At 63.0% G+C, this 20,780-nt stretch carries 17 protein-coding genes; 11 read left to right on the top strand and 6 right to left on the bottom strand.

Translation table 11 applies throughout. The features are described 5' to 3' along the window. Window positions 1-10: 10 nt before the first annotated feature. The 3 genes from HRF45_02135 to HRF45_02125 all read left to right on the top strand — a co-directional run bounded on the left by HRF45_02135 (window position 11) and on the right by HRF45_02125 (window position 4,209). A complete protein-coding gene (locus tag HRF45_02135; protein MEP0765329.1) occupies window positions 11-1,270 on the top strand; it encodes a tetratricopeptide repeat protein in 1,260 nt (419 codons plus the stop codon). Window positions 1,271-1,481: 211 nt separating this feature from the next. Further along, on the top strand, window positions 1,482-3,110 hold the full coding sequence (locus HRF45_02130; protein ID MEP0765328.1) for an Ig-like domain-containing protein: 1,629 nt from the start codon (window positions 1,482-1,484) through the stop codon (window positions 3,108-3,110). 1 nt (window position 3,111) lies between these two features. Continuing rightward, entirely contained in the window at window positions 3,112-4,209 is a 1,098-nt protein-coding gene (locus tag HRF45_02125; GenBank protein MEP0765327.1) for a hypothetical protein, read from the top strand. Between the two features lie 102 nt (window positions 4,210-4,311). On the opposite strand, the gene HRF45_02120 is transcribed toward HRF45_02125, so the two are convergent. Then, window positions 4,312-4,938 (bottom strand): hypothetical protein, encoded by a 627-nt coding sequence (locus tag HRF45_02120; protein ID MEP0765326.1) that lies wholly within the window; start codon window positions 4,936-4,938, stop codon window positions 4,312-4,314. Between the two features lie 30 nt (window positions 4,939-4,968). Further along, a complete protein-coding gene (locus HRF45_02115) occupies window positions 4,969-5,298 on the bottom strand; it encodes a hypothetical protein (GenBank protein ID MEP0765325.1) in 330 nt (109 codons plus the stop codon). Between the two features lie 62 nt (window positions 5,299-5,360). On the opposite strand from HRF45_02115, the gene HRF45_02110 reads away from it, so the two are divergent. The 4 genes from HRF45_02110 (at window position 5,361) to HRF45_02095 (ending at window position 8,735) form a co-directional block, all read left to right on the top strand. Next, window positions 5,361-6,344 carry an aminomethyl transferase family protein gene (locus HRF45_02110; protein ID MEP0765324.1) on the top strand — a complete coding sequence of 328 codons (984 nt, stop codon included), beginning with the start codon at window positions 5,361-5,363 and terminating at the stop codon, window positions 6,342-6,344. A gap of 50 nt (window positions 6,345-6,394) precedes the next feature. After that, window positions 6,395-7,288, top strand: a complete 894-nt coding sequence (locus tag HRF45_02105) for a DMT family transporter (GenBank protein MEP0765323.1) — start codon at window positions 6,395-6,397, stop codon at window positions 7,286-7,288. 134 nt (window positions 7,289-7,422) lie between these two features. Further along, window positions 7,423-7,779, top strand: coding sequence for a VOC family protein (locus HRF45_02100; protein MEP0765322.1), 357 nt, complete (start codon window positions 7,423-7,425; stop codon window positions 7,777-7,779). Between the two features lie 98 nt (window positions 7,780-7,877). After that, complete coding sequence (locus HRF45_02095) at window positions 7,878-8,735, top strand: stage II sporulation protein M (protein ID MEP0765321.1); 858 nt, start codon at window positions 7,878-7,880, stop codon at window positions 8,733-8,735. 43 nt (window positions 8,736-8,778) lie between these two features. Here HRF45_02095 and dnaN read toward each other — a convergent pair whose 3' ends face one another. The 3 genes from dnaN to ftsZ all read right to left on the bottom strand — a co-directional run bounded on the left by dnaN (window position 8,779) and on the right by ftsZ (window position 11,996). Further along, entirely contained in the window at window positions 8,779-9,888 is a 1,110-nt protein-coding gene (gene dnaN / locus HRF45_02090; GenBank protein ID MEP0765320.1) for a DNA polymerase III subunit beta, read from the bottom strand. Between the two features lie 95 nt (window positions 9,889-9,983). Then, entirely contained in the window at window positions 9,984-10,880 is an 897-nt protein-coding gene (locus HRF45_02085; GenBank protein ID MEP0765319.1) for a DNA-processing protein DprA, read from the bottom strand. A 12-nt stretch (window positions 10,881-10,892) separates the two neighbouring features. After that, a complete protein-coding gene (ftsZ, locus tag HRF45_02080) occupies window positions 10,893-11,996 on the bottom strand; it encodes a cell division protein FtsZ (protein MEP0765318.1) in 1,104 nt (367 codons plus the stop codon). Between the two features lie 766 nt (window positions 11,997-12,762). Between ftsZ and HRF45_02075 the strand changes: the two genes are divergently transcribed. The 4 genes from HRF45_02075 (at window position 12,763) to HRF45_02060 (ending at window position 19,512) form a co-directional block, all read left to right on the top strand. After that, window positions 12,763-13,818 carry a hypothetical protein gene (locus HRF45_02075; GenBank protein ID MEP0765317.1) on the top strand — a complete coding sequence of 352 codons (1,056 nt, stop codon included), beginning with the start codon at window positions 12,763-12,765 and terminating at the stop codon, window positions 13,816-13,818. A 177-nt stretch (window positions 13,819-13,995) separates the two neighbouring features. Continuing rightward, a complete protein-coding gene (locus tag HRF45_02070; protein ID MEP0765316.1) occupies window positions 13,996-15,300 on the top strand; it encodes a GGDEF domain-containing protein in 1,305 nt (434 codons plus the stop codon). Between the two features lie 233 nt (window positions 15,301-15,533). After that, entirely contained in the window at window positions 15,534-18,101 is a 2,568-nt protein-coding gene (locus tag HRF45_02065) for a glycoside hydrolase family 3 C-terminal domain-containing protein (protein ID MEP0765315.1), read from the top strand. A gap of 253 nt (window positions 18,102-18,354) precedes the next feature. Continuing rightward, window positions 18,355-19,512, top strand: a complete 1,158-nt coding sequence (locus HRF45_02060; GenBank protein MEP0765314.1) for a hypothetical protein — start codon at window positions 18,355-18,357, stop codon at window positions 19,510-19,512. 216 nt (window positions 19,513-19,728) lie between these two features. Here the strand turns inward: HRF45_02060 and HRF45_02055 are convergent, their stop codons facing one another. After that, window positions 19,729-20,664 (bottom strand): NTP transferase domain-containing protein, encoded by a 936-nt coding sequence (locus HRF45_02055; protein ID MEP0765313.1) that lies wholly within the window; start codon window positions 20,662-20,664, stop codon window positions 19,729-19,731. Window positions 20,665-20,780 lie beyond the last annotated feature (116 nt).

The following is a 20,780-nucleotide window of genomic DNA, read 5'->3' as shown; positions in this document are numbered from 1 at the left end:
GAAGGTCGGCATGGGAAACCATAGACGATTTGTTGGGCCGCAACTCGCGGGCCTACTTCTGGCGGCCTCCATGGTGCTTGCGACACCGCTGGTGTCCAGTGCGGACACCGAACAGGACCTGAAGGACGCCTACCAGATGATCCGCGACGGCAAGTACGAAGAGGCGCTGGCTAAGTACCGCGACATCCGGGACTCCGACCAATCGCCGGACGTCCAGCACAAGTGCCTCTTCTGGAGCGGCATCGCGCTGGAGTGCCTGGGGAGGAATGACGAGGCCATCGGCAACTTCGAGGCACTGACGGACGTCGCCCCCGAGTTCCGCTGGTCGGAGGTGCTGAACAAGCTTGCCGTGCGCTACCGCGCAAAGGGGGACACGGCCACTTCCGACGCCTACATCTCGCAGATGTTGGAGAGGCGCAAGGGAGTGACCGATCCGAAGGAGGCGGCGAGGGCCGACCTGTTGATCGGCGACTGCCTGAAGCTGAAGGCCGACTGGCCTGCTGCCCTGGAACACTACCGCAAGATGCAGCCCCTATATCCCGAGCACGCCGAGGACATCCTGTTCCACATTGGGGCCACCGCTCATGCAGCGAAGCAGTACGATGCGTCCCTCCAGGCCTATCGGGAATACATGGGCAAATACGGGGACAAGCCGCGATTCGAAGAAGTCGCCCTTCGGGTCATGGAGGTCTACCGCGATGCGGGGAAGCCTTCAGAGGCTGTCGCGCACCTTGACCGAATCGCCTCGGAGTACCCCAACCTGCGGGGCCGCGCGCTGATTGCGAAGTGCGAGATTCTTGCGGACAGCCTGGGCAATGCGAGTGCCTCTACGGACCTTGCCGATGCCCTCGCCGCCGAGAATAGCGACCCCTACATCGTGTACTTGGCCAAGTACCGAGCTGCGGTGAACGACCTGTACTACAAGAGGGATGCCGGAAGCGCCCGAGCCAAGCTCGTTGAGATCGTGGACCTCTACCCGAAGGACCATCTCGCCGTCGAGATTGCGCACGACATCGCTTTCAGCTACTACCAACAGGGCGACTACCTCACCGCGGCGGAGCGTTACCTGCACGCGATCGCCAAGTATCCGTGCCCTGTGCCCTCCTGGGACGCTCTCACTCGCTACATGGCGGGCCACTCGTACAGCTTGGCGGGCGACAGGGTCGAGGCGAAGCGGGTGTGGGACGACCTCGCGAGGCGACACCCTGACAGCTCCTGGACTCGCCAGGCGCGCATGGAGGAGGAAGCATGGACAAACGACGGCCAGTAATCCTCGCCTGCGTGTGGCTGCTTGCCGGCGTGGCGCAGCTTCTGCCCGCCGTGGCGCAGAACTGCCGGGCGAACGGGTTCAATAATGGCGCCATAGGACACGACGCCCCCACCGCGTGCACCCCGGTGCGGTTCTGGGTAACGACCACGGACCCGGATTACTGCGGGGACGACCCCGACGCTCTTTACGACGACATCAACGTGAGGTGGGATTGGGGAGACGGGAGTTCCCAGGAGACCTTTCTGGCCAGAACTACGGCGACAACGTTTCGACCCCACGCAGGACAATCATCGGCAACGTGTACCACACGTACGCGTCGTGCGGAACGTTCACGGTCCGAGCGTGGGTCTGGGACAAGGGGAACTTCGCGCAGGACATCGACCCGGATTCGCCCCGCCTGCTGGTTGACCTCCAGATCGAGGTATCTTCGGACTGCTCACCGCCGAACATCAACCTGGTGAAGCCGGCGGTGGACAATGAGTACGTCGGCGGAATGGGCGACCAGGACGACATGGACCCTTACGACTGTGATTCGGTCTTCGTGAAGGCCTACATCACCGACCCGTCGGGAGTGTTGTGGGTGAAGTTCTACGTTGATACTGTGTACAAGGGGAACATGGCCCAGGAAAGCGACTACTGGAAGTTCGTCTGGGACGTGTCGGGCACGCAGCCCGGCACGCATCGGATCAAGATCGAGGCGTGCGACAACTCCGCGTGCCACAACATCGCGTACGTGGAGCGGGACGTGTACGTGAAGCCGCAGTTGGACACCGACTGGATCGAGTGGCAGCACGACCACGACCTGTGGCGAAGGAACCCACTGCCTCCGTCATCGGGTGATCGAGCAATCCTCCCACCTCACTGGACCCCCACCAACACGGAGCCCTTTGCCTACACCATCAGTGAGCCAATGACCTGCAGTGTCCGCGTCATCTCTCCCGACCAGTCGGTTACGGGGAGCGTACATGTGCGGTATGTCGTCGTCAACACGTGGAGCGACGATCATGTGGAAGGGCCAGCGATATGGGACGGGTCGGGGACCGTGCCTTTGGCAGTGCCGCACCAGATAACTGCCCGTCCGAAGGTGAGGCGTGCGTATTCCATCAGCCAGGAGTACAAGTTCTACGTGCGGCGCTCCGAGCAGAGCGACTGGGCGTGTGCGGGTACCCGGGAGGTTTTCCACCCGTGGGTATTCCTCACTTTCCGCGGTCCCGTCCAGCCGTGGGGACCCCCTAACAATCCGAGATCCTGCTGGTACGAGGTGCTGCTCGATGCGTGCATGTGGATGCCGCTCGGCGGCTACGACTCCACACAAGAACGGGATGCGATGAAACGACTAGCGGAACGCGCATACTGGGATGGGGGTAAGAACTATGATGGTTCCCGATCCCACTACGTCCTTTGGCCGACATCGGGTCCTCCATACACGAGCACTCGTTTCCGCCTCTGGGCGTTGATCGGAGAGGCGGCCAATGATTGGGCTGACTGCCGCGACATGGCCCTTTGGTGGCAGAAGCTCTGCCATGCCGTGGGCTTAGCCACGGACGGCCGCTACATTATCGGGCCGTTCTGGTACAACGAACTGGATCCCGTCGGGAGTCCCGATTGGCAGGGCGGTGGTCCATACGATGCGTGGAACTTCCACATGATCGGATGGTCGGCCAGTGTCTTTGATCCGTGCATTCGGCTGAATCGCGCTACGCCCAGAGTGCCCACTGATGAGGGCCTGGCCGACCCATACTACGTGGATCTCTACCGCGCTGGTACGTGGTATCCGCTCGATTCGTTCAGACTCGGCAACACGGACAACCGGGTCAACCTTCCATCCGAGGTGGATTAGGATGCTGCGCGTAGCAAAGAGGATATTGTGCGCTGTAGTTGGATGGCTTCTTGTCAGCGTGGTGGTGGCGTGGTGCACACGTGTGTCGCTGGCATACTGGCAGGGCTCAGATGCAGTGGTTCCGGATGCCGGGCAAGCTCGCGCACGACACCTGATAGTCGGTGAGTCCGAGCTGCCGCTACCCGCGGTGCTAAGCTCGTTCGGCATGACTGCTTCGGGTTACTGGGCGTGCTGGGCGCAACCGTACGCTGGGGCCCGGCCTACGGCTGGCGTGAGCGTCAACCTCAGTGCTGGCTTCTGCGACTCGGTGGAGCAAGCTCTCGAGGGCGCACGAATGAAACTGGACACTGCTGTGACGATACCCGAGGTGACGGGGCAGGCGACGGAATACGGCAACCTGGGTGATCGGGTTTGGCATAGTGGCGCTAGGATCGTATTCGTCAAGGGCACTGTGTTGGTGGACGTCTATGCGTCCGTATCCGGCGACACGGACCAAGAGGTGGTGATCGCACTACACGTTGCAAAGGTGCTATCACGGAAGATCGATGCCGTGCTTGCCGGCAAGCCCGAGCCGGTGCCAGTGATCCCATTCCTGTCGTCAAGAGGCACGCGTGACGGCGTGACGACGGAGGAGCAAGGTGTCGAGTGGGCGTGGGCGGTGAAGCGGCTGCAGGAGTCTTGGGGCGAGCAGGGCACCACGCTGGTGTTCATCGACTCCAACGGCCTCCCCCGCGGCATCCCTGCGAAGCGACTCGGCGAGAAGGAGTACCTCGTTCACCTGAAGCACGCGGTGAAGCTGCTCGACCCGAAGGGCTCGATAGACCCCCACCTTGCAGGTGCCACGTTCCACGGCCCGCGGCCTAACTACCACGAGGTGACCATGCTGGGCAAGAAGCTACGTGTGACGCGCGGCGACGCCACCGTCACAGTGGAGGGCCAGCAGGTGGCACTCGATCACCCGGCCGAGACGGTAGGGGAGATCGTCCTGGTCCCTATCTCCTCATTCGCCGAAAAGGCCCTGGGGGTGAAGGTGGAGTTCTCCAAGCACGGCGACCTTCCCAAGATCACCCTGAAGCCCGGAGGCGCAGTGGGCAAGTGACGCGCCCCACCGTTCGGCTCGGGTCTGCGCAGCTCGCGGGCTCCCCTGCCCGCGCCACCGCAATACCGAGGCATTCGGTACCCCCATAGGGCACCGGGCAGGTCAGTCCGCCAGGGTGGCTTCGAGGAAGCGGACAGCGTCGTCGTTCACCACGCGGTGAAACTGCGCGACGTCCTCTACCAGCAGCTCCAGCGAAACGGGAGCCTGTCCGGAGGCCGATAGCTTCAGGAAGAAGCGCGTGGCGTTCTGGAAGTAGGGCTCCACGTTCAGGTCGCAGATGTACGGCGGGCGCTCGAAGTTGATGCGGAGCCCGACGCCACGCAGGCCGTCGAACCGCGCGCGCATGTCGTCTTCGGGCAGAGGCGAAAAGCAGTGCACGGACTGCTCGGTGGCCGAGCCCTCCGCCTCCACGTGTGCGACGATCTGCACCATCGCAGGGAATCTATCGTCCAGCAGCAGCGCCTCGCGCAGACCTCCCAGCGAGTGGAACCAGTTCGAGGCGTCGTACTCCAGCGACTCCCCATCGTGCGTCGCGTTCAGCTGCGCCTCCGCCACGAATACGGTCTTTCGGTGGGCGTGGTTGACCATCAGCATGGAATTGGGCAGAGGCGTCGGCTGTGGAACGTACTCCGGGCCGAGGAACTCCGCAACCCGATGCCGGCGCGCCTCTGTCAGCGGCCCGATCGGCGTATTTAGGACAATCTGGATCTGTTTCGTCTCACCGTACATCTCGCACCCTCCTTTCCATACGGCTGGTCGTCAGTTTCCGTTGTCGGTGCCGAGGTCTTCGTCGGGAGTGGGATCGCCGTAGCGGTCCAGCTCGGTACCGTGATAGACGCTAGTCACGAAATCGAGGCGGTCGAACGGGGGAAGCACGCACGAAACCAATTGGTCATCGATCGTCGCGACCAGTTCCGAGATGCGGTCCTCCCCGAGAACGCGGGTGAGGATCAGCGTCGCGTAGCCAGTTCCCTGTCCGAAGTGGATGTCCACCTGGCCAACCGGCTCATCGTCCTCGAAAATCGTGTAGCTTTCGGAACTCACGGTGCGCACGGTGCGCGTGAAGTTGAATGGAACGGGCCTATCCACACATGCCTCCTCGCCCATGATAGCAGGTTTTCTGGCACCGCCGTTGGCGGTATCCTACCGGCGTGCTGCTTCCCAGTCCCATCTACGCTCTTCTGCTTCAACGTGGCGCCCGCTTGGAGGGCATGGAGATCGCCGACTTCGGCGACCCCTTCGGTGAGTACGAAGCCATGGAAAACGGCGCCGGCCTCGTGGACCGCTCTCACCTAACGAAGCTGCGCATTTCCGGCAGCGATGCCACCGATTGGCTGCAGGGCCAAGTGAGCAACGAAATGCGCAATCTGCAACCTGGCGGGAGTCTGTTTTGCCTCGTATGCACACCAACAGGGCAGATCGTCGCGGACTGCTCGTTGTGGCGGTTGGAGGACGGCTTCGTGATGCTCGCGTCCGGCTCGCAGCGCTCCGCCCTGCTCGAACGCTTGGAGCGGATGCTGATCTCGGAGGACGTGAGGATCGAGGACGTCACGGAGCGCTTCGCCCTGCTCTCGCTGATCGGACCCGAGGTAAACGAGACATGGGCCGAGGGCCGCCCGTATGCACCGACGAACGCTGTGCGCGGCAACGGGCTGGACGTGCTGGTTCCTAACGAGGGCGAGGAGGACTATCTGGCGTCGCTGGTGGAGCGGGCATCGCCCGTGGGGAACACCGCCCATCACGTCCGGCGCGTCGAGGACGGCATCCCGCTTTATGGAGCCGAGATGGATGCCCGCACGTTGCCGCAAGAGATGGGCACCGATTTCGAGCGAGACTACATCTCCTATACGAAGGGGTGCTATACGGGTCAGGAAGTGATCGCGCGCATCCACTCGCGGGGACACACCAATCGGCAGTTGTGCGGCGTTCGCTGGGAGGCCGACGTGCCGCCAGGAGCACGGGCATCGATGGGTGGCACGGAAGTCGGAACGATCACGAGTTCATGCCGCTCTTTCGCGCTTGGCGTGCCGATATCGCTGGCCGTGTTGAGACGCGAGGCGGCCGAGCCGGGTACGAAAGTGCAAGCCGAAGGGGTCGAGGGCCAGGTGTGCAATCTGCCCTTCGTGCGCCGATGAGAGAGAACTTGGGCCCGGCTTGGCGACGGGATTTCGCGATTCTATGCCTGATGAACGTCTGTTGGGCCCCGGTGTTCTTCTTCCTAAAAGACCTGCGCGAGGTGATGTCGGACACCGGCGTGGGGCTGGCCCGCTTCGGGTATGCGGCGTTGTTCTTCTGGCTCGTGGTGTCGTCGCCTCGGTTTCGCCAGATGCTGCACATCCGCATGCCGAAGAGTTGGGGTGAGCGTCTTTGGAGCATGGCCATCGGCGCTGCGTTCGTTGCGCCCGCGCACCTGATGTACTTCTGGGGCTTGAACACCTCACTGGGTACCGAGGCGACGTTGCTGGGTGCGTCCGGCCCCATCATCATGGCGTTGGGTGGAGCAGTGTTTCTTAGCGAGAGGCTGACGCTCGGGCAGTGGATCGGTGTCTTCCTCGGCTTCGTTGGCGTGTACGGGGTGGTAACGGGCAAGTGGGCGTGGATCGAGACGGGTGGTACCAATCGGAGCGGTAACGTCTTGGTGCTGAGTGGGTTCGTGCTCGAGACGACAGCGACGCTACTCGCGAAACCGTTGGTCCGCCGTTCGTCGGGCCTCGGCTACACGGTTTGGTCCTTTACGGGAAACGCGCTGGTGTTCGTGGTGCTCACCATTCTTTGGAGCCGGCCTATGTTCACGGCGATGCCTTCGGCGTCGGATGTGATGAAGTTGCTGTATCTGGCGGTGTTCTCTGCGAGCATTCTGTGGGCAGTGTGGTTCTGGGTGATGGAGCGGCTGCCTGTCGGGTTGATGGGGGTGTCCCTCTACTGCCAACAAATTGCCGCAGCGCTGCTGGGGTACTTGGTGTATGCGGATCGGCTTGCGGCCGCGGCGTGGCAAGGCGGTCTGCTGATTCTGTTCAGTATCTGGCTGTGCACGCGGAAGAGCCGCACGCTGGGGACGCCCGTGCGAGAGGCGGTTTGAGTCGCGCAGGACGCCTGCTCTGCCACAATGGGGTTGCTACGAAGGAGCGCGCTCCGGAGCGGCCCGGGCGTATCGAGCCCAGGGGTCTGGACTACTATAAGGAACGATCGATTGCAGTTGGTGGGAGAGTGAGGATGCAAGGGAAACTGGGAGCCGTCATGCTGTATGCGGCGGACCACGTCGGGTTGGCCACGTGGTACCACGAGGTCCTTGGCTTGCCGCAGGCCAAGCAATACGAAGAGACGCACTTGGGCTGCGTGCACGAAGACATGTACTTCGGGTTCAACCGGCACACTCCGCAGCCGGTCCCTGGGGCCGTGTCGCTGTGGTTTTGCGTGGACGATTGCGACGCGGAGTTCGCTGAGGTCAAGGGCAGAGGGGGCGTGCCAGTACACGAACCCCACGATACGTCCTGGGGCGCACGCGTCTGTTGCTTCTTGGACCCTGCCGGGAATCGGGTGTGGCTCTACACTTACCTTCCGAAGGAGTAGGCACAACGGACGCTCGCGAGTTCTCGGCACGGCGAGAGGCCGATTGGAAGAGGCTTTCCGAGCTATTGGATTGGGTGCGCTCCGGTCGGAGAGCCTCCATGACCCACGACGATCTGAGCGAGCTGCAGACTCTGTATCGCCGCGTTGGCGGCGACCTCGCCTACGCTCAGAGCAACTTCAGCGACGAGCGGGTGCTCGACTACCTAAACGACCTCGTGGCACGCGGCCACGCGCTGATCTACGCTCCCGAGAGGAAGAGTCCGGCCTCCGTGCTGCGCGAACTCGCCCATGCGGCGCCGTTCGCCATTCGCCGGAGGATGAGCTACGTGGGTGTCGCGGCGCTGATCACTGCGCTAGGAGCAGTGGTCGGGGCGCTCGCGCAGAGTACCGACTCGTCTTGGATGGACGTGATGGTGCCGGGGGCGCTGCGGGAGTCCATCGAGATATGGCAGACCGGGGAATTCCCCGAGGCGACGGGCTCCCAGCAGTTCGGTTTCATGGCGGCGCTAAACCTGAACAATAGCTGGGTCGCTATCCTGATGCTCGCGTCGGGTCTAACCTTCGGCTTGCTGACCACGTATCTTCTGGCGATCAACGGCATGGTGCTGGGGGTCGTGATCGTGGAGGTAGGTCGGGCCGGCCACCTGGGCCACCTGCTCGCCGGGATTGCGGCGCACGGCGTGCCCGAGTTCGGGGCAATCCTGATAGCGGGTGGAGGAGGGCTGGTGCTGGCGGACGCACTGCTTCGGCCAGGAGAGCGCTCTCGACCAGATGCGCTTCGTGAGGCTGGCCCCGATTGTTTCTGGATGATCGCCTTCGCGCTGTTGTTGCTGGTGATAGCAGCTATCCTGGAAGCGTACGTATCGCACTCGGGGCTACCTCGTGGCGTGAAGCTGGGCTTCGCCGCATTGCTTCTGGTGCTGTTGGCGGGTTTCGTGTACGGTGTCAGGCGGTGATGGAACGAACCGGTCGGGCTAATCCGAAAGGTCCGACATGTCCCTACCCCACCGACATCGGCATGATCACGTAGAGGAAGGTGGGCTGATCCACCGCGGGCTTGAGCACTGCGGGACGGACCGGTTCCGTCATCTCTACACACACGCCCTCCGAGCCGAGCACTCCCAGCACGTCCAGCATATAGCGAGCGTTGAAGGCCACCTGTACGTCCCCTCCGTCCGCCGCGATCTCAAGTCGCTCTGTGGCCGTCCCGAAGCCCTCGGCACGTGCCGAGAGCGTGAGCATCTGCCCCTCGCTCTGGAAAGCCACGCGGTGGGAAGCCTGCTTCGCCACGATGTCCGCACGCCGAATGGCCGCGGCGAACTCCTCGGTGGGGACCGTCCACCTGCGATTCCACTCCTGCGGCACAACTCGCTCATAGGCGGGAAAGCCGCCGGGGATCAGGGTTGCGACGAGCTGGTCCCTGCCGACCTCCATGCGCACCCGATTGCCTTCGATGGCGATCTGCACCTCGGCATCCGGTCCCGCTCCCGAGTGGAGCATCGTGTCGAACGCTCGCTGCGGAATAATGGAACTAACGGGCACCCCAGAAGCTCCTGGAGGAGCGGGAGCGGTGCGCATCGCGAGGCGGTGAGTGTCCGTCGCGACCATCCGCATCTGGCCACCCTCGCATTGGAAGAGGACGCCGGTCAGAGCGGGCCGGGCCTCGTCCTTCGATACCGCGATGCTCACCTGATCGAACATGTCTTTCAGCAATCCGAGGGAAATGCTGAACCTGGTTTCTGGAGCGAAGTCAGGCATAGGTGGGAACTCCTCGGCGCTAAGGCCCATCAGGGTGTAGCGCGCGGTACCGGATCGGACCTCGATTTCGTTTCGCTCTCCGATAGTGATCTGCGCGTCCCCTTCCGGGAGCGCGGAGAGAATCTCCGCGAACATGCGCGCCGGGACGGTGGTGGCACCGACCTCTCCTGGGACCGACGGCAGAGACCTTCGTACCCACATCTCCAGATCGGAGGACATCAGAGCGATGCCGTCGTCTTCCGCAGCCAACCATACGTTCGACAGGATGGGCAGCGTGCTGCGTGCCGAAACCCCCTGGCCGACGAACTGTGCCGCTTCGAGAAGGTCCTTTCTAGGGCATGTGATCTGCATCTCGCTCACTCCTCACTCGCTTCAAACTCGCTGATGGGATTGGTTCTATTCTGCGCCGTTCCACGGGTCCCCTGCAAGTGCCGACGGAAAGCACCTCAGTAGCGTGCCGCTTTGGCCCCTGCTTCCAGCAGGCGCAGGTTGCCCGAGTTGGTGCCGTCGTATTGCGGCCACTCGCAGACCGAAACCTTGCGCCCTTGCGAAACAGCGTGCAGGCCGATCTCATGCATCACCCCGCCTTCGCGCACCTCGACGAAGACCAACTCCTCCGCAACTGCCGCGATCAGCCAGTCGCGTGCCTTGTTGTGGGTGCCGAGCAGATGGTCGGCAGGTCGGTGTGCCGAGATGACGAGGTCGGTCTGTGGGTCGAACCGATATCGCCACAGCCTCGCCGTGGAGAACGGCTCACGGTCCAGCTCCTCGCTGAGCGCATCGAACATGCCGCAGTCGAGCACCAGGATGCGTGGGCTTCCCCATCGGAGCGGTACGACGGCGGCTCGGCGATAGGCAGTCGTGTCGTGCCCCGCCACCAGTACTCCCGGCTTCAGCACCCACTTCTCTACAAGCCGCTCCAGCCGCTGCAGCGCGTCCGTCGTGGCGTCCCGCGACGCTAACGCCGCGAGCGTGGGCCTTTCGAGCAGTGCGCGATTACCGTACAGGTAGAGCACGGTGGGCGGATCGGGGTGTCTCTCCGCGACACAAGCCGGGTAGGAGGCGTCGTGCCGAGTGACCCATTCGACGCCGAGCGCCCGCAGTTTCTTCTCTGTGGGCCCAAACGCTTCCTCGAGAACCGAGACCGGTCGGCTCAGCGCCGTTGCCACCGAAGCGCTCAGTCCGAACCCCTCGCGCTTTCTATCTGCCGGAAGGCGAAGGAACTCCTCTGGGCTCAGCCCCTGCAAGGCGAGCCGGTCCAAAATGCGCCCGATGCCCTTCTTGCCTAGGCGCGGCGTGAGGCTGAGCCAGAGGACGAGACGTCGAACAGAGACTTCGGCCATCCGCCCTTCCGGCTATTGACGATAGCGGCGCAGGAACGAAGGGATGTCTATCGACTCTTCCTCCGCAGACTGATGAGGCGGTCGCGGCGGCTCGGCCTGCGTAGGCACGGCTTGGGGCTGGCGGATGTGCTGCTCGAGGCGGTAGCCGCTGTCTCTCTCGCCGTGTCTCGGAAGCCCTGCTGCCAGCACGATGACCCGTGCTTGGCCTTCCATCGCCGGGTCGCACACGTGCCCCATGATGATGTTGCCGTCATCGGGGTCTACGAACTCCTGGATGTACGACATCGCATCGTTGGCTTCTCCCAGCGTTAGGTCCTCGCCGCCGGTCAGGTTCACGAGAACCCTGCTAGCGCCTTCGATACTGCGCTCCAGCAACGGGCTGGAGACCGCTCTGGACGCTGCATCCATCGCCTTGTTGTCGCCTCGCCCGTGGCCAATACCCATCATTGCCGGGCCCGCCTCGCTCATGATAGAGCGCACGTCCGCGAAGTCCACGTTGATAACACCTGGCACCAGCACGATGTCCGTGATGCTCTGCACTGCTTGCCGCAGCACGTCGTCCGCGCAGCCGAACGCCTCGTTGAGCGTGGTCGTCTTCGACACGACATCGAGCAGCCTGTCGTTGGGCACGCAGATGATGGTGTCCACGGAGTCACGCAGTTCGGCTACGGCTGCTTCGGCGTTGCGGCATCGCTTCGGTCCCTCGAAGGTGAATGGCTTGGTCACGACAGCAACGGTGAGCGCGCGCTCTTCGCGACAGATTCGGGCCACCACGGGTGCTGCTCCAGAGCCGGTGCCTCCACCCATGCCGCAGGTGACGAATGCCATGTCCACGCCTGCGACACACGCCCGAATCTCTCGCTCGGCCGCCTCGGCCGCCTCTCGTCCGATCTCCGGGTTGCCTCCGGTGCCGAGACCTCTGGTGACGTCCTGCCCAATCGCAAGCCGGGTGGGAGCCGAGGACCGGGCTAGTGTCTGAACGTCCGTGTTGAGAGCGACGAACTCCACGCCGGCGACTCCTGCGCCAATCATGCGCTCCACCGCGTTGCACCCGCCGCCCCCGATACCGAAAACCTTGATGCTAGCCTGCACGTCGTACAATCCCCTTTGCTGCATTTGCCGTGACCATCAGTGGGTTCGACCCGTGACCCGATTTCCCTTGCCAGAGTCGCCGGAAGAGATAATAGATAGGCTCGAGTAGGCCTGCGATGCGTAACAGCCGCACTTCGTGCCCGCGCTCGCGCTCTGTCAGACCGGTGTTTCCACCCATCCGAGCACAGCGCGACGCCCTTTCTTGGATGGGGCTTCCGCTTGACATTTGCCCCACCTGCGCGATGCCACTCATCGTACGCCGACCTCTGCCGGCGACCAAACACTACTCGAGCCGATGTCACCTTTCGGCGACACCCTAAAGGCTACACAGGGAGCGGTCTGGAAGTCAACACCCCGCCCTATCGGTAGATTGAGATGTTCACGGTGAGACGGCAGTTACAATGGGCGCGCCGTCAGCCCGCCGGTTGCGGCGATGCTGCGAGCAACGGAGTACAACGTTGGCCCTAACACCCCGCTAATAATCAGCCTTTTCGTCATAGGGAAAACGAAAGTACCATTGGGCAGTCTGGAGGTCGTCGGGCACTTTTTCGAGAATCTTGTTGCGATTCGCAGTGAACGGGCGAGCGGAGAAATCAGCAGGAAACAGCTCATATTCAACGTAGAGCGGGTTTTTTCGGACTCGATGATCTCTTGACTCATCGCCTTCGCCTTGTCTACACTGAGCATACTGTTGAAACGTGGCGGCTGCACCCCCGTGCACCGTGACGGCAAGAATGGGCCGAGTGCCTTACACTTATTACACCATTTCTGGTGATTATTGGGAGAAGTTGTGGACTGCGAGTATGCGACGAAGGCGGTTGGTTGTACTAACGGTCTCGGCGGTGTCCGTCACGCGGTGGCAGACATCTTAGTCTCGCCCCAAACCGCGGATACCGGACTTCGGCTAGGCGATTGGGCACGCGGCATCGCAAAGGCTCCCTGCAATCTCGAAGCTCTTGCTGCGGCCCAGCACTTCTTGGACACGGATGACGCTCGGCTTTTGGTCTGCGGGCCGCACGGTTCCGGGAAAACGCTGTTGCTCCATGGGATTCAGGCTGCATTGGTAAGTCACTCGCGCCGCAGATCGGTACGGATGTACCGAGCCGACCAGTGGTTACTTCAGCGGCAGCCCGTTCGAAACGTGAGGGCCTTGATCGTGGACGACGTCCACGCGATCCTTGGTGTGCGCTCTGCTGCCGAGGCGCTTGCCGATGCCGTTCGTCAAGTGGTGGACGCAGGGGGGCAAGTGATCCTGAGTTGCCTGAAGCCTCCGACAGCGAAAGAGCGTGAGCGCTTCGGACTCGGAGGGGAAGGCTGGACCTATGCCGTGCTGCATCAGCCGGATTTTGCGGACCGCGTGCTGCTGATGTCGCAGATGGCCAAGCAGAGCGGGCTCCAACTCAACAGTGAGTCTGTTCGCCTCATCGGTGAACGCGTCCGCGACGGTCTGCACGGTCTGCAGGGAGCGCTCCACAGGCTACTCGTCCTGCATGACCACGGCGGGCAGGCGGCACTGAACCCAGCGAGAGTTGCCGGGCTGCTCGGCCCGTTGGAGTGCGGGGGCGCCTATGCCGAGCTTCCCGAGGCGGTGGACTCCGTGCTGGCCAGGTTCGGGATCGCCGGCGAGGAGGCGGTGAACTGGGCAGCATTCTTGCTGACCCGGTACGCAGGCGTGACCGAGGCCATCGCAGCCAACTGGCTCGGCGTTAGCCGCTCGCGCGTGCACCACGGCGCTCGGCAGATCGAGGCGGTGGCCGACCTCGACCCCGCCGTCAAGGCCACGATGCGCGCCCTCACTGCGGCGCTGGACGCGGAACTGCTAGGCGACGCCTCCCTGCCCTGCTGAAAACCGGCATAGGCCCTGCAACTTCCCTCTGGCAGGCTTACCGAACGTGGGGCATAATGAAGTGCCGAGGAAGGAACCGAAGGCGGCAGCCATGGAGCGGCAGTGAACAAGCCAGAATACGCGCTCGTGCAAAGGGGACGACCCCTTGTGCCGGCTATTGAAAGACGACCTGCGGACGTGAAGCTGGTTTCCGACGTGATGGAGGCACCGCTTTGGCTGTGCCCCGACCATACGGTTCGAATGGCCCTCGCGATCATGAAGGGCCTTTCCGTCGAACTGGTTGCCATCGTCGAAGGCGGCGCGTATCTCGGCACCGTAGACTGGAAGGACCTCATTACCGCACCCCCAGATGAGCCGCTGCTGCGCGTGATGCGCAAGGACGCTCCGTATCTGCCGCCGGATGCCTCCGTTCGCGAAGCGGCCGAGTTGCTGACGAACCAGAAGCTGAGCAGGGTGCCGGTAGTCTCCAACGACGCGCTCATCGGCTTGGTCGGGGCGGTGAACCTGCTCAACGAGGTCGGGCGGTCCGAGGACCCACTGACTGGTCTGCCTTGGTCCGACAGTCTGCGGGACTGGGCGCTCGCCAAGTTCCGCACTGGCAAGGAGCTTTCCATCCTGTTCTTCGACCTCGACAACTTCGGGCAGTTCAACAAACTGTTCGGTCACCTGATAGGCGACCAGGTGCTGCAGGAGGTAGCGGGTGCCCTGCGCGACGGCGTGGACACTCATATGGACTTCCTTTGCCGATATGGAGGGGACGAGTTCGCGATCGCGACCATGCGACGCTCAGAAGCGGCGAACGCCCTGGCCGCGGACCTGGCGCACGCGGTAGCGTGCCTCCGACCCATCGGCTCCGAGGACCCGATCACCGTATCGTGGGGTGCGTTCGGTGGACAGCGTGACCGAGAGCGCGAGGACATCCACTACGCCGCGACGCTCGATGCGTTGATCAACCAGGCAAGCAAGAACTGCCAGAAGATGAAGGAGCGCAAGAAGGAAGAGGCCCAGATCGCCCCCCCTGCACAGGCCGTGGTCACCGTGGACGTCGGTGACGTAGGTCCTATCGCTCTTCGTTCGCTGAGCGTGGTGGCGGGCGATGGCGACAGCGTGGTTTCGGTGGAGCTGCGAGTGGGCGAAAGCCTTTTCAGTGCCACGCTATCCGGCCCTCCGGATCACGCCTCCACGCTGAAGACGGTGGCGCAGGTGGTTGCTGATGCAATCAGCCACGCTCTGCCCAGCGATTGCACAATGGTGGTGCACGACTGCCACGTCTCCTCGGGTGTGGATGGCAGCGAGTTTGTTAGGGTCTCTTCCACGCTGTACACTGCGGATGCGATGCGGGAGCTGACAGGATCTCATTCGGTGGAGGGAGATGCTCAGCGGGCGGTCGCGTTGGCCACGATTGCATCCGCCCAGGCCGAGGTTCTGGCCGCGATGGAGCGCGGCTCCCTCCGCGAGAACGGCCCCTCACCCGTCTCCTAGCCGGGCCATCTGTAGCCTGCACCGCACCATCCCCCGACAGTCGGCTTGCGTCGTTGCCGTGCGTCCGGATGGTAGCTGTCTGCTTCGAGCCGCGTGTGTCTCCGCCTTCCTATTGTCCGATGCGGCAAAACGGCACGCCGCAGGGATGGACCGTGAACCGCCGAACCTAGCTGTCCGAGCGCCCGTCGGTCACCACGGGCGGCACCCGAGCCCGAGCAAAGGAGGAGCCCCTCATGGCCCGGTGGCAGGACCCCACACTCACAATAGACCAGCGCGTCGAAGACCTGCTCTGCCAGATGACTTTGGAGGAGAAGGTCTCGCAGATGATGCACGAGGCCGCCGAGATCCCCCGCCTCGGAGTGCCCGCCTACAACTGGTGGAACGAATGCCTCCACGGCGTCGCTTGGGCGGGTAACGCAACGGTCTTCCCGCAGGCCATCGGAATGGCCGCCACATGGGACGAGGCACTCATCCTCCGGGTAGCTGAAGCCATCTCGGACGAGGCGCGCGCCAAGCACCACGACGCCGTCAAGCGCAACAACCGCGGCATCTTCTTCGGCCTCACTTATTGGAGCCCCAACATCAACATCTTCCGCGACCCGAGGTGGGGACGAGGCCAGGAGACATGGGGCGAAGACCCTTATCTCACGGGCAAGTTGGCTTCCGCCTTTGTCCGCGGTCTCCAGGGCAACGACCCGAAGTACCTGAAGCTGGTTTCCACGCCCAAGCACTACGCCGTGCACAGTGGGCCAGAGCCCCTGCGCCACGAGTTCGACGCCGTCGCCGACGAGTACGACCTTCACGACACCTATCTGCCCGCGTTTCGAGAGACCGTGGTCGAAGCCAAGGCACACTCGGTCATGTCCGCCTACAACAGCATCAACGGCGAGCCCGCTAGCGCAAACAGGTATCTGATGGAATTGCTTCGCAAGGATTGGGGCTTCGAAGGCTACGTGGTCTCGGACTGCGGAGCCATCCACGACATCTTCACCGGACACAAGTTCACCGAGAGCGCCGAGGAGGCTGCAGCGGTGGCAGTGAAGGCGGGCACAGACTTGAACTGCGGCGGCACCTATGCGGCGCTGACCAGGGCGGTGGAGCAGGGCTTGATCACCGAGACCGAGTTGGACGTGGCCCTGCGCCGCCTGTTGACGGCCCGATTCCGCCTCGGCATGTTCGACCCCGATGAGAAAGTGCCGTACGCCCAGATACCGATGAGCGTGGTCTGCTCGCCGAAGCATCGAATGGAAGCGCTTCGCACCGCCCGCGAGTCGATCGTGCTGTTGAAGAACGACGGCTTGCTTCCCCTGTGCAAGGGCCTTGGCACCATCGCGGTTATCGGACCGAACGCCGACGTCGCACAGCTCGGCAACTACAGCGGAACTCCGGTGGACCCGGTCACCCCCCTCGCCGGCATTTGCGCGAAGGTTTCCGCCGATACGAAGATACTTTACGCGAAGGGCTGTAGGTTGACTGGCATGGAATTGGAACCGGTCCCGACCGAGGCACTGATTCCGGCCGGAGGTCAGCCCGGCCAGACCGGCCTGCTCGGAGAGTACTTCGCCAACCGCGACCTGCAGGGCGAGCCGGCCCTCACACGACTGGACGAGACGGTCAACTTCGACTGGGAGACGCGCCCACCGGACTCCACCCTCCCCAAAGATCACTTCTCAGTGCGCTGGACCGGCAAGCTGAAGCCACCGGTGAGCGGCGAGTATGACCTCGCCTTTGCGTCGGGCGACGGATTCCGAATGTTCTTGGACCGCGAGTTGCTGGTGGAAGACTGGACGGAGCATTCGGTGACCACCTCGCGCCGCAAAGTCCACCTAGAGGCCGGACGGGAGTACGACCTGCGAATAGAGTACTTCGAACACGAAGGCCAAGCGGCGGCGAAGCTGCTGTGGGCGGTCCCGAGCAAAAACTTGCTGGCGGAGGCCGTGGACGCCGCCAAGCGAGCGGACGTTGCCATCGTCTGCGTCGGCCTGTCACCGGAACTGGAGGGCGAGGAGCTTCGGCTGGACATCGAGGGTTTTTACGGGGGCGACCGCACGTCGCTCGACCTCCCGAAAGTACAACAAGGTCTCCTGGAGGGGGTGCATGCGACAGGCACCCCCGTGGTCGTCGTTCTCATCGCCGGTTCTGCTGTGGCGCTGAACTGGGCGGACGATCATTGCGGCGCCGTGCTGTGCGCCTGGTACCCCGGCGAGGAGGGCGGAGCGGCGATTGCCGACGTGATCTTCGGCGACTACAACCCAGCCGGCCGCCTGCCCGTCACCTTCTACCGATCGGTCGCCGACTTACCGCCCTTCGACGACTACTCGATGAAAGGCCGGACGTATCGCTATTTCGAGGGTGAGCCGCTCTACCCGTTCGGCTTCGGGCTGAGTTACACGCGGTTCGCCTACAGCGACCTTTCCATCGATCCTGGAATCGCGACACCGGGCGAACCGGTAAGAGTGCGCGTTACTGTGCGAAACGAAGGCGACCGAGCCGGGGATGAGGTCGTTCAACTCTACCTCGCTCACGCCGCGGCGACCGGCCGCAAGCCGCTGCGAGCGCTGGCGGGTTTCCGGCGCGTTCATCTGAAGCCGGGTGCCGAGGCCCGCGTGGAGTTCGTACTCGGTCCTCGCGAGTTGTCGCGCGTGGACGAAACTGGTAGCCGTTGGGTCGAAGCGGGAGGAATTCAAGTATTCGTAGGGGGTAGGCAGCCCGACGAGGTGAGTAGTCGCCGTGTTACGCATACGGGAATGTGCGTCGGCGCGCTGCGGATCGAGGGGGAGAGGATGCTGCTGTCCAGATAGCCGCACGGCAAGAATGCGCGTGTTCGTTCGTTTTGGATCAACCCGCTTGTGCTATCGGTTGCCATATAGCGAACCTGGTGAAGTTTTGTGCAGATAAGAATCGGCAAAGTCCCGGCTTCGCTCCCGGATTCTCTCCCAGTTCCGCAAAAAACGGACATTTGGGTTTGACAACTGGCCCGAGTCGTGCTATCATGTATTGCGGTTTTCTCAGTAGACCGACTAGTTTTGAGGCTAGAAAGGACTAAGGACAAAGATGGTTACTCGCTCCTTGACGCTTCTCGCTGCCGCGTGCCTCGTCACCGCGGCGTTCGCTGATGGCGTGATCAACGCGACCAAGATGCCCGAGAACATTCCCACCAAGCACGTTCACGTTACCGTGGGCCCAGACGGCATCGGCCGCGTGGATAGCGGTGTCGGCGTGCAGGCGAGCAGCACGAACCTGCCGCTTTACTCCGTGATCAACGCCGGCCCTGAGGGCGATAGCGGCTACTACTTCCCGGCTGCGGCTTCCGACGGCTGGTCAGAGAGCATCGGCATCCCTGCGCCAGCGCAGATCAACGAGATCGTGGTTTGGTACTACGACGGTTCGGGTGCCGGCCCTGCCGACACGGTGGACCTGGACCTTTTGATCTATGATGCCACCGCGGACGACGACTCGGACATTTACGACCAGGGCTGCACTGCCATCGGGGGCCTCGCTCTCGCTGCATACACCATCCCTGGGCTACCGCAGGATAGCGGCTTCTCGTGGATTGTCACGATCGACGTAAGCGCTTCTCCCACGATTGTGGCCGGCCGCATCTGGGTACAGCATGGCTACTACAATCACACGTTCGGCGCCGGCAACACCACCGGTCCAATCCTGATGAACGGTGGCGACGGTGTGCCGCTGGGCCGCTACGTGCAGTACACCCGCGGTAACTACGCGTATCAGAACGGGCCTTCCGTCAGCGACAACGTTATGTACAGCTTCGGTCTGGCAGGCTGCTACTGGTTCGGCGGCAACCCGCGCGCCAACTTCTCGTACGCGTTCAATGGCCAGTATGCGTTCCGCGGCGAGCTGGCGGGCGACTTCGGCCTGCTTGGTGGCGTTCCTGCCTTCCCGCAGAACACCTGCTACGTGACTGTGACGGACAGCTCGGGCTTCGCCGAGACCAACCTCGTGTATCTGTACGGCCCGAACGGTAATGAGTTCTCGCTGCCCTTCAGCAGCACCGGCCCGTTCGACATCCGCGTCGAGGCGTTCAACGGTTACCTGAGCCGCTCGCTGTTTGGCGTGACTCCGGACCCGGTAGGCTTCACCACCACCGGTGTGTTCAACCTGCGCGCTGGCGATGCCAACTACGACAATACCGTCAACATCGCCGACCTCAACACGGTCCTGATCAACTTCGGTCAGAGCGGCAACTAGTCCGCACCCTAACCGATAACGTGGCTTACGCCCCCGCTCCGGCGGGGGCGTTCGCTCTTAGCGCCGAAGCCTTCACCGCCGGCGGTGGAGGCTTCGGCGCCTTCCATACGCCTTTTGCAGCGTGATTGGAGCCCTTCACTCATGTGCTCAACGCGCGTTGATCACCTGCGCGTGCCCCAGGCCCTACCCCCTGTGAATGGTGGGATAGAGCTGGTGCTAGCCTAACACCTCGAGTGAGACCGAGCCGCCTCGAGGGAATGTGGCGTCGCTGCCGATCAGACACGAGTCGGCCGTGCCGCCGTTCAGATCTACGCGCACGCCAGGGAGTAGTATGCAGTTGCGCAGGGTGCCATTTCGCGCCTCGGCTAGCTCGCCGATGGAGCAGTAATCCGCCGCCTCACATGAGTCTAGCTGCGCACCGGGTCCGAGTAGAGCATCTCGGACACCTTGCTTCTCCATCCAGTAGCGGTTGGCCAGGAGCATGCCCTCGAGAGTTCCGGTGTCTTGCCACCACCCATCGAATCGGAATGCGTACACTGCTCTGCCCGCCTCCACCATCGCGTGGATGGCATCCGTGATCTCCATCTCGCCTCGCGCGGAAGGGCGCAGTTCGACGAGCACGTCCCAGATGGCCGGTCCGAATACGTAAGCCCCGGCCATCGCCAGATTAGAGCGAGGGTCGGAGGGTTTCTCTTCTAGATGGACGATGCGCTCGCCCTCCACCACCGCAATCCCGTAGCGCTTCGGGTTGTCTACGGGCGCCACCACTGACACACAATCTGCTTGCAGGTCCTCGAACTGCCTACGGAGCTCTGCTAGCGGAAGGTCGTGCAGCGTATCTCCCAACAGCAGCATGAACGGCTCGTCTCCCAGCGATTGTTCGGCGCACTGCACGGCGTGAGCAAGTCCTCGCGGCTCGGGCTGTCGGGCGAACCGGACTGGGTCTCCGCTAAGCCGTGACAGCGCGTCCTCCAGCACCTCGGCGTGGTGTCCCGTGACGACGGTGATCTCCCGGATGCCGGCGTCCCACAGTGCTTCGATGGAGTAGTGAATGGTAGGCTTGTTCGCGATGGGAAGCAGCGGCTTCGGCACCCGATTGGTGACGGGGCGAAGTCGCGTTCCCAAGCCTGCCGCAAGAATAAGACCTCGCATCAGCGGCCGTTCAGCATAATCTTGCTGCCGTCCCGTGCCAGCGAGAATTCCAACTCGCGCATGTCGCTCAACGCACTACGAACCGCCGCTTGTCTGTCCGGCGCGCAGAATAGCAT

The sequence above is a fragment of the Fimbriimonadia bacterium genome (assembly GCA_039961735.1).
Lineage (GTDB): Bacteria > Armatimonadota > Fimbriimonadia > Fimbriimonadales > JABRVX01 > JABRVX01.
Note: the sequence above shows the minus strand (reverse complement) of the source record. Positions and strands in the feature narration are given on the sequence as shown.

Bases quoted from the DNA above. Each gene is read 5' to 3' on its own strand.
- HRF45_02120 (MEP0765326.1), bottom strand. From the start codon at position 4,938: ATGTACGGTGAGACGAAACAGATCCAGATTGTCCTAAATACGCCGATC.
- HRF45_02065 (MEP0765315.1), top strand. From the start codon at position 15,534: ATGGCCCGGTGGCAGGACCCCACACTCACAATAGACCAGCGCGTCGAA.
- HRF45_02055 (MEP0765313.1), bottom strand. From the start codon at position 20,664: ATGCGAGGTCTTATTCTTGCGGCAGGCTTGGGAACGCGACTTCGCCCC.
- HRF45_02085 (MEP0765319.1), bottom strand. From the start codon at position 10,880: ATGGCCGAAGTCTCTGTTCGACGTCTCGTCCTCTGGCTCAGCCTCACG.
- HRF45_02135 (MEP0765329.1), top strand. From the start codon at position 11: ATGGGAAACCATAGACGATTTGTTGGGCCGCAACTCGCGGGCCTACTT.
- HRF45_02105 (MEP0765323.1), top strand. From the start codon at position 6,395: ATGAACGTCTGTTGGGCCCCGGTGTTCTTCTTCCTAAAAGACCTGCGC.
- dnaN (MEP0765320.1), bottom strand. From the start codon at position 9,888: ATGCAGATCACATGCCCTAGAAAGGACCTTCTCGAAGCGGCACAGTTC.
- HRF45_02095 (MEP0765321.1), top strand. From the start codon at position 7,878: ATGACCCACGACGATCTGAGCGAGCTGCAGACTCTGTATCGCCGCGTT.
- ftsZ (MEP0765318.1), bottom strand. From the start codon at position 11,996: ATGCAGCAAAGGGGATTGTACGACGTGCAGGCTAGCATCAAGGTTTTC.
- HRF45_02100 (MEP0765322.1), top strand. From the start codon at position 7,423: ATGCAAGGGAAACTGGGAGCCGTCATGCTGTATGCGGCGGACCACGTC.
- HRF45_02125 (MEP0765327.1), top strand. From the start codon at position 3,112: ATGCTGCGCGTAGCAAAGAGGATATTGTGCGCTGTAGTTGGATGGCTT.
- HRF45_02060 (MEP0765314.1), top strand. From the start codon at position 18,355: ATGGTTACTCGCTCCTTGACGCTTCTCGCTGCCGCGTGCCTCGTCACC.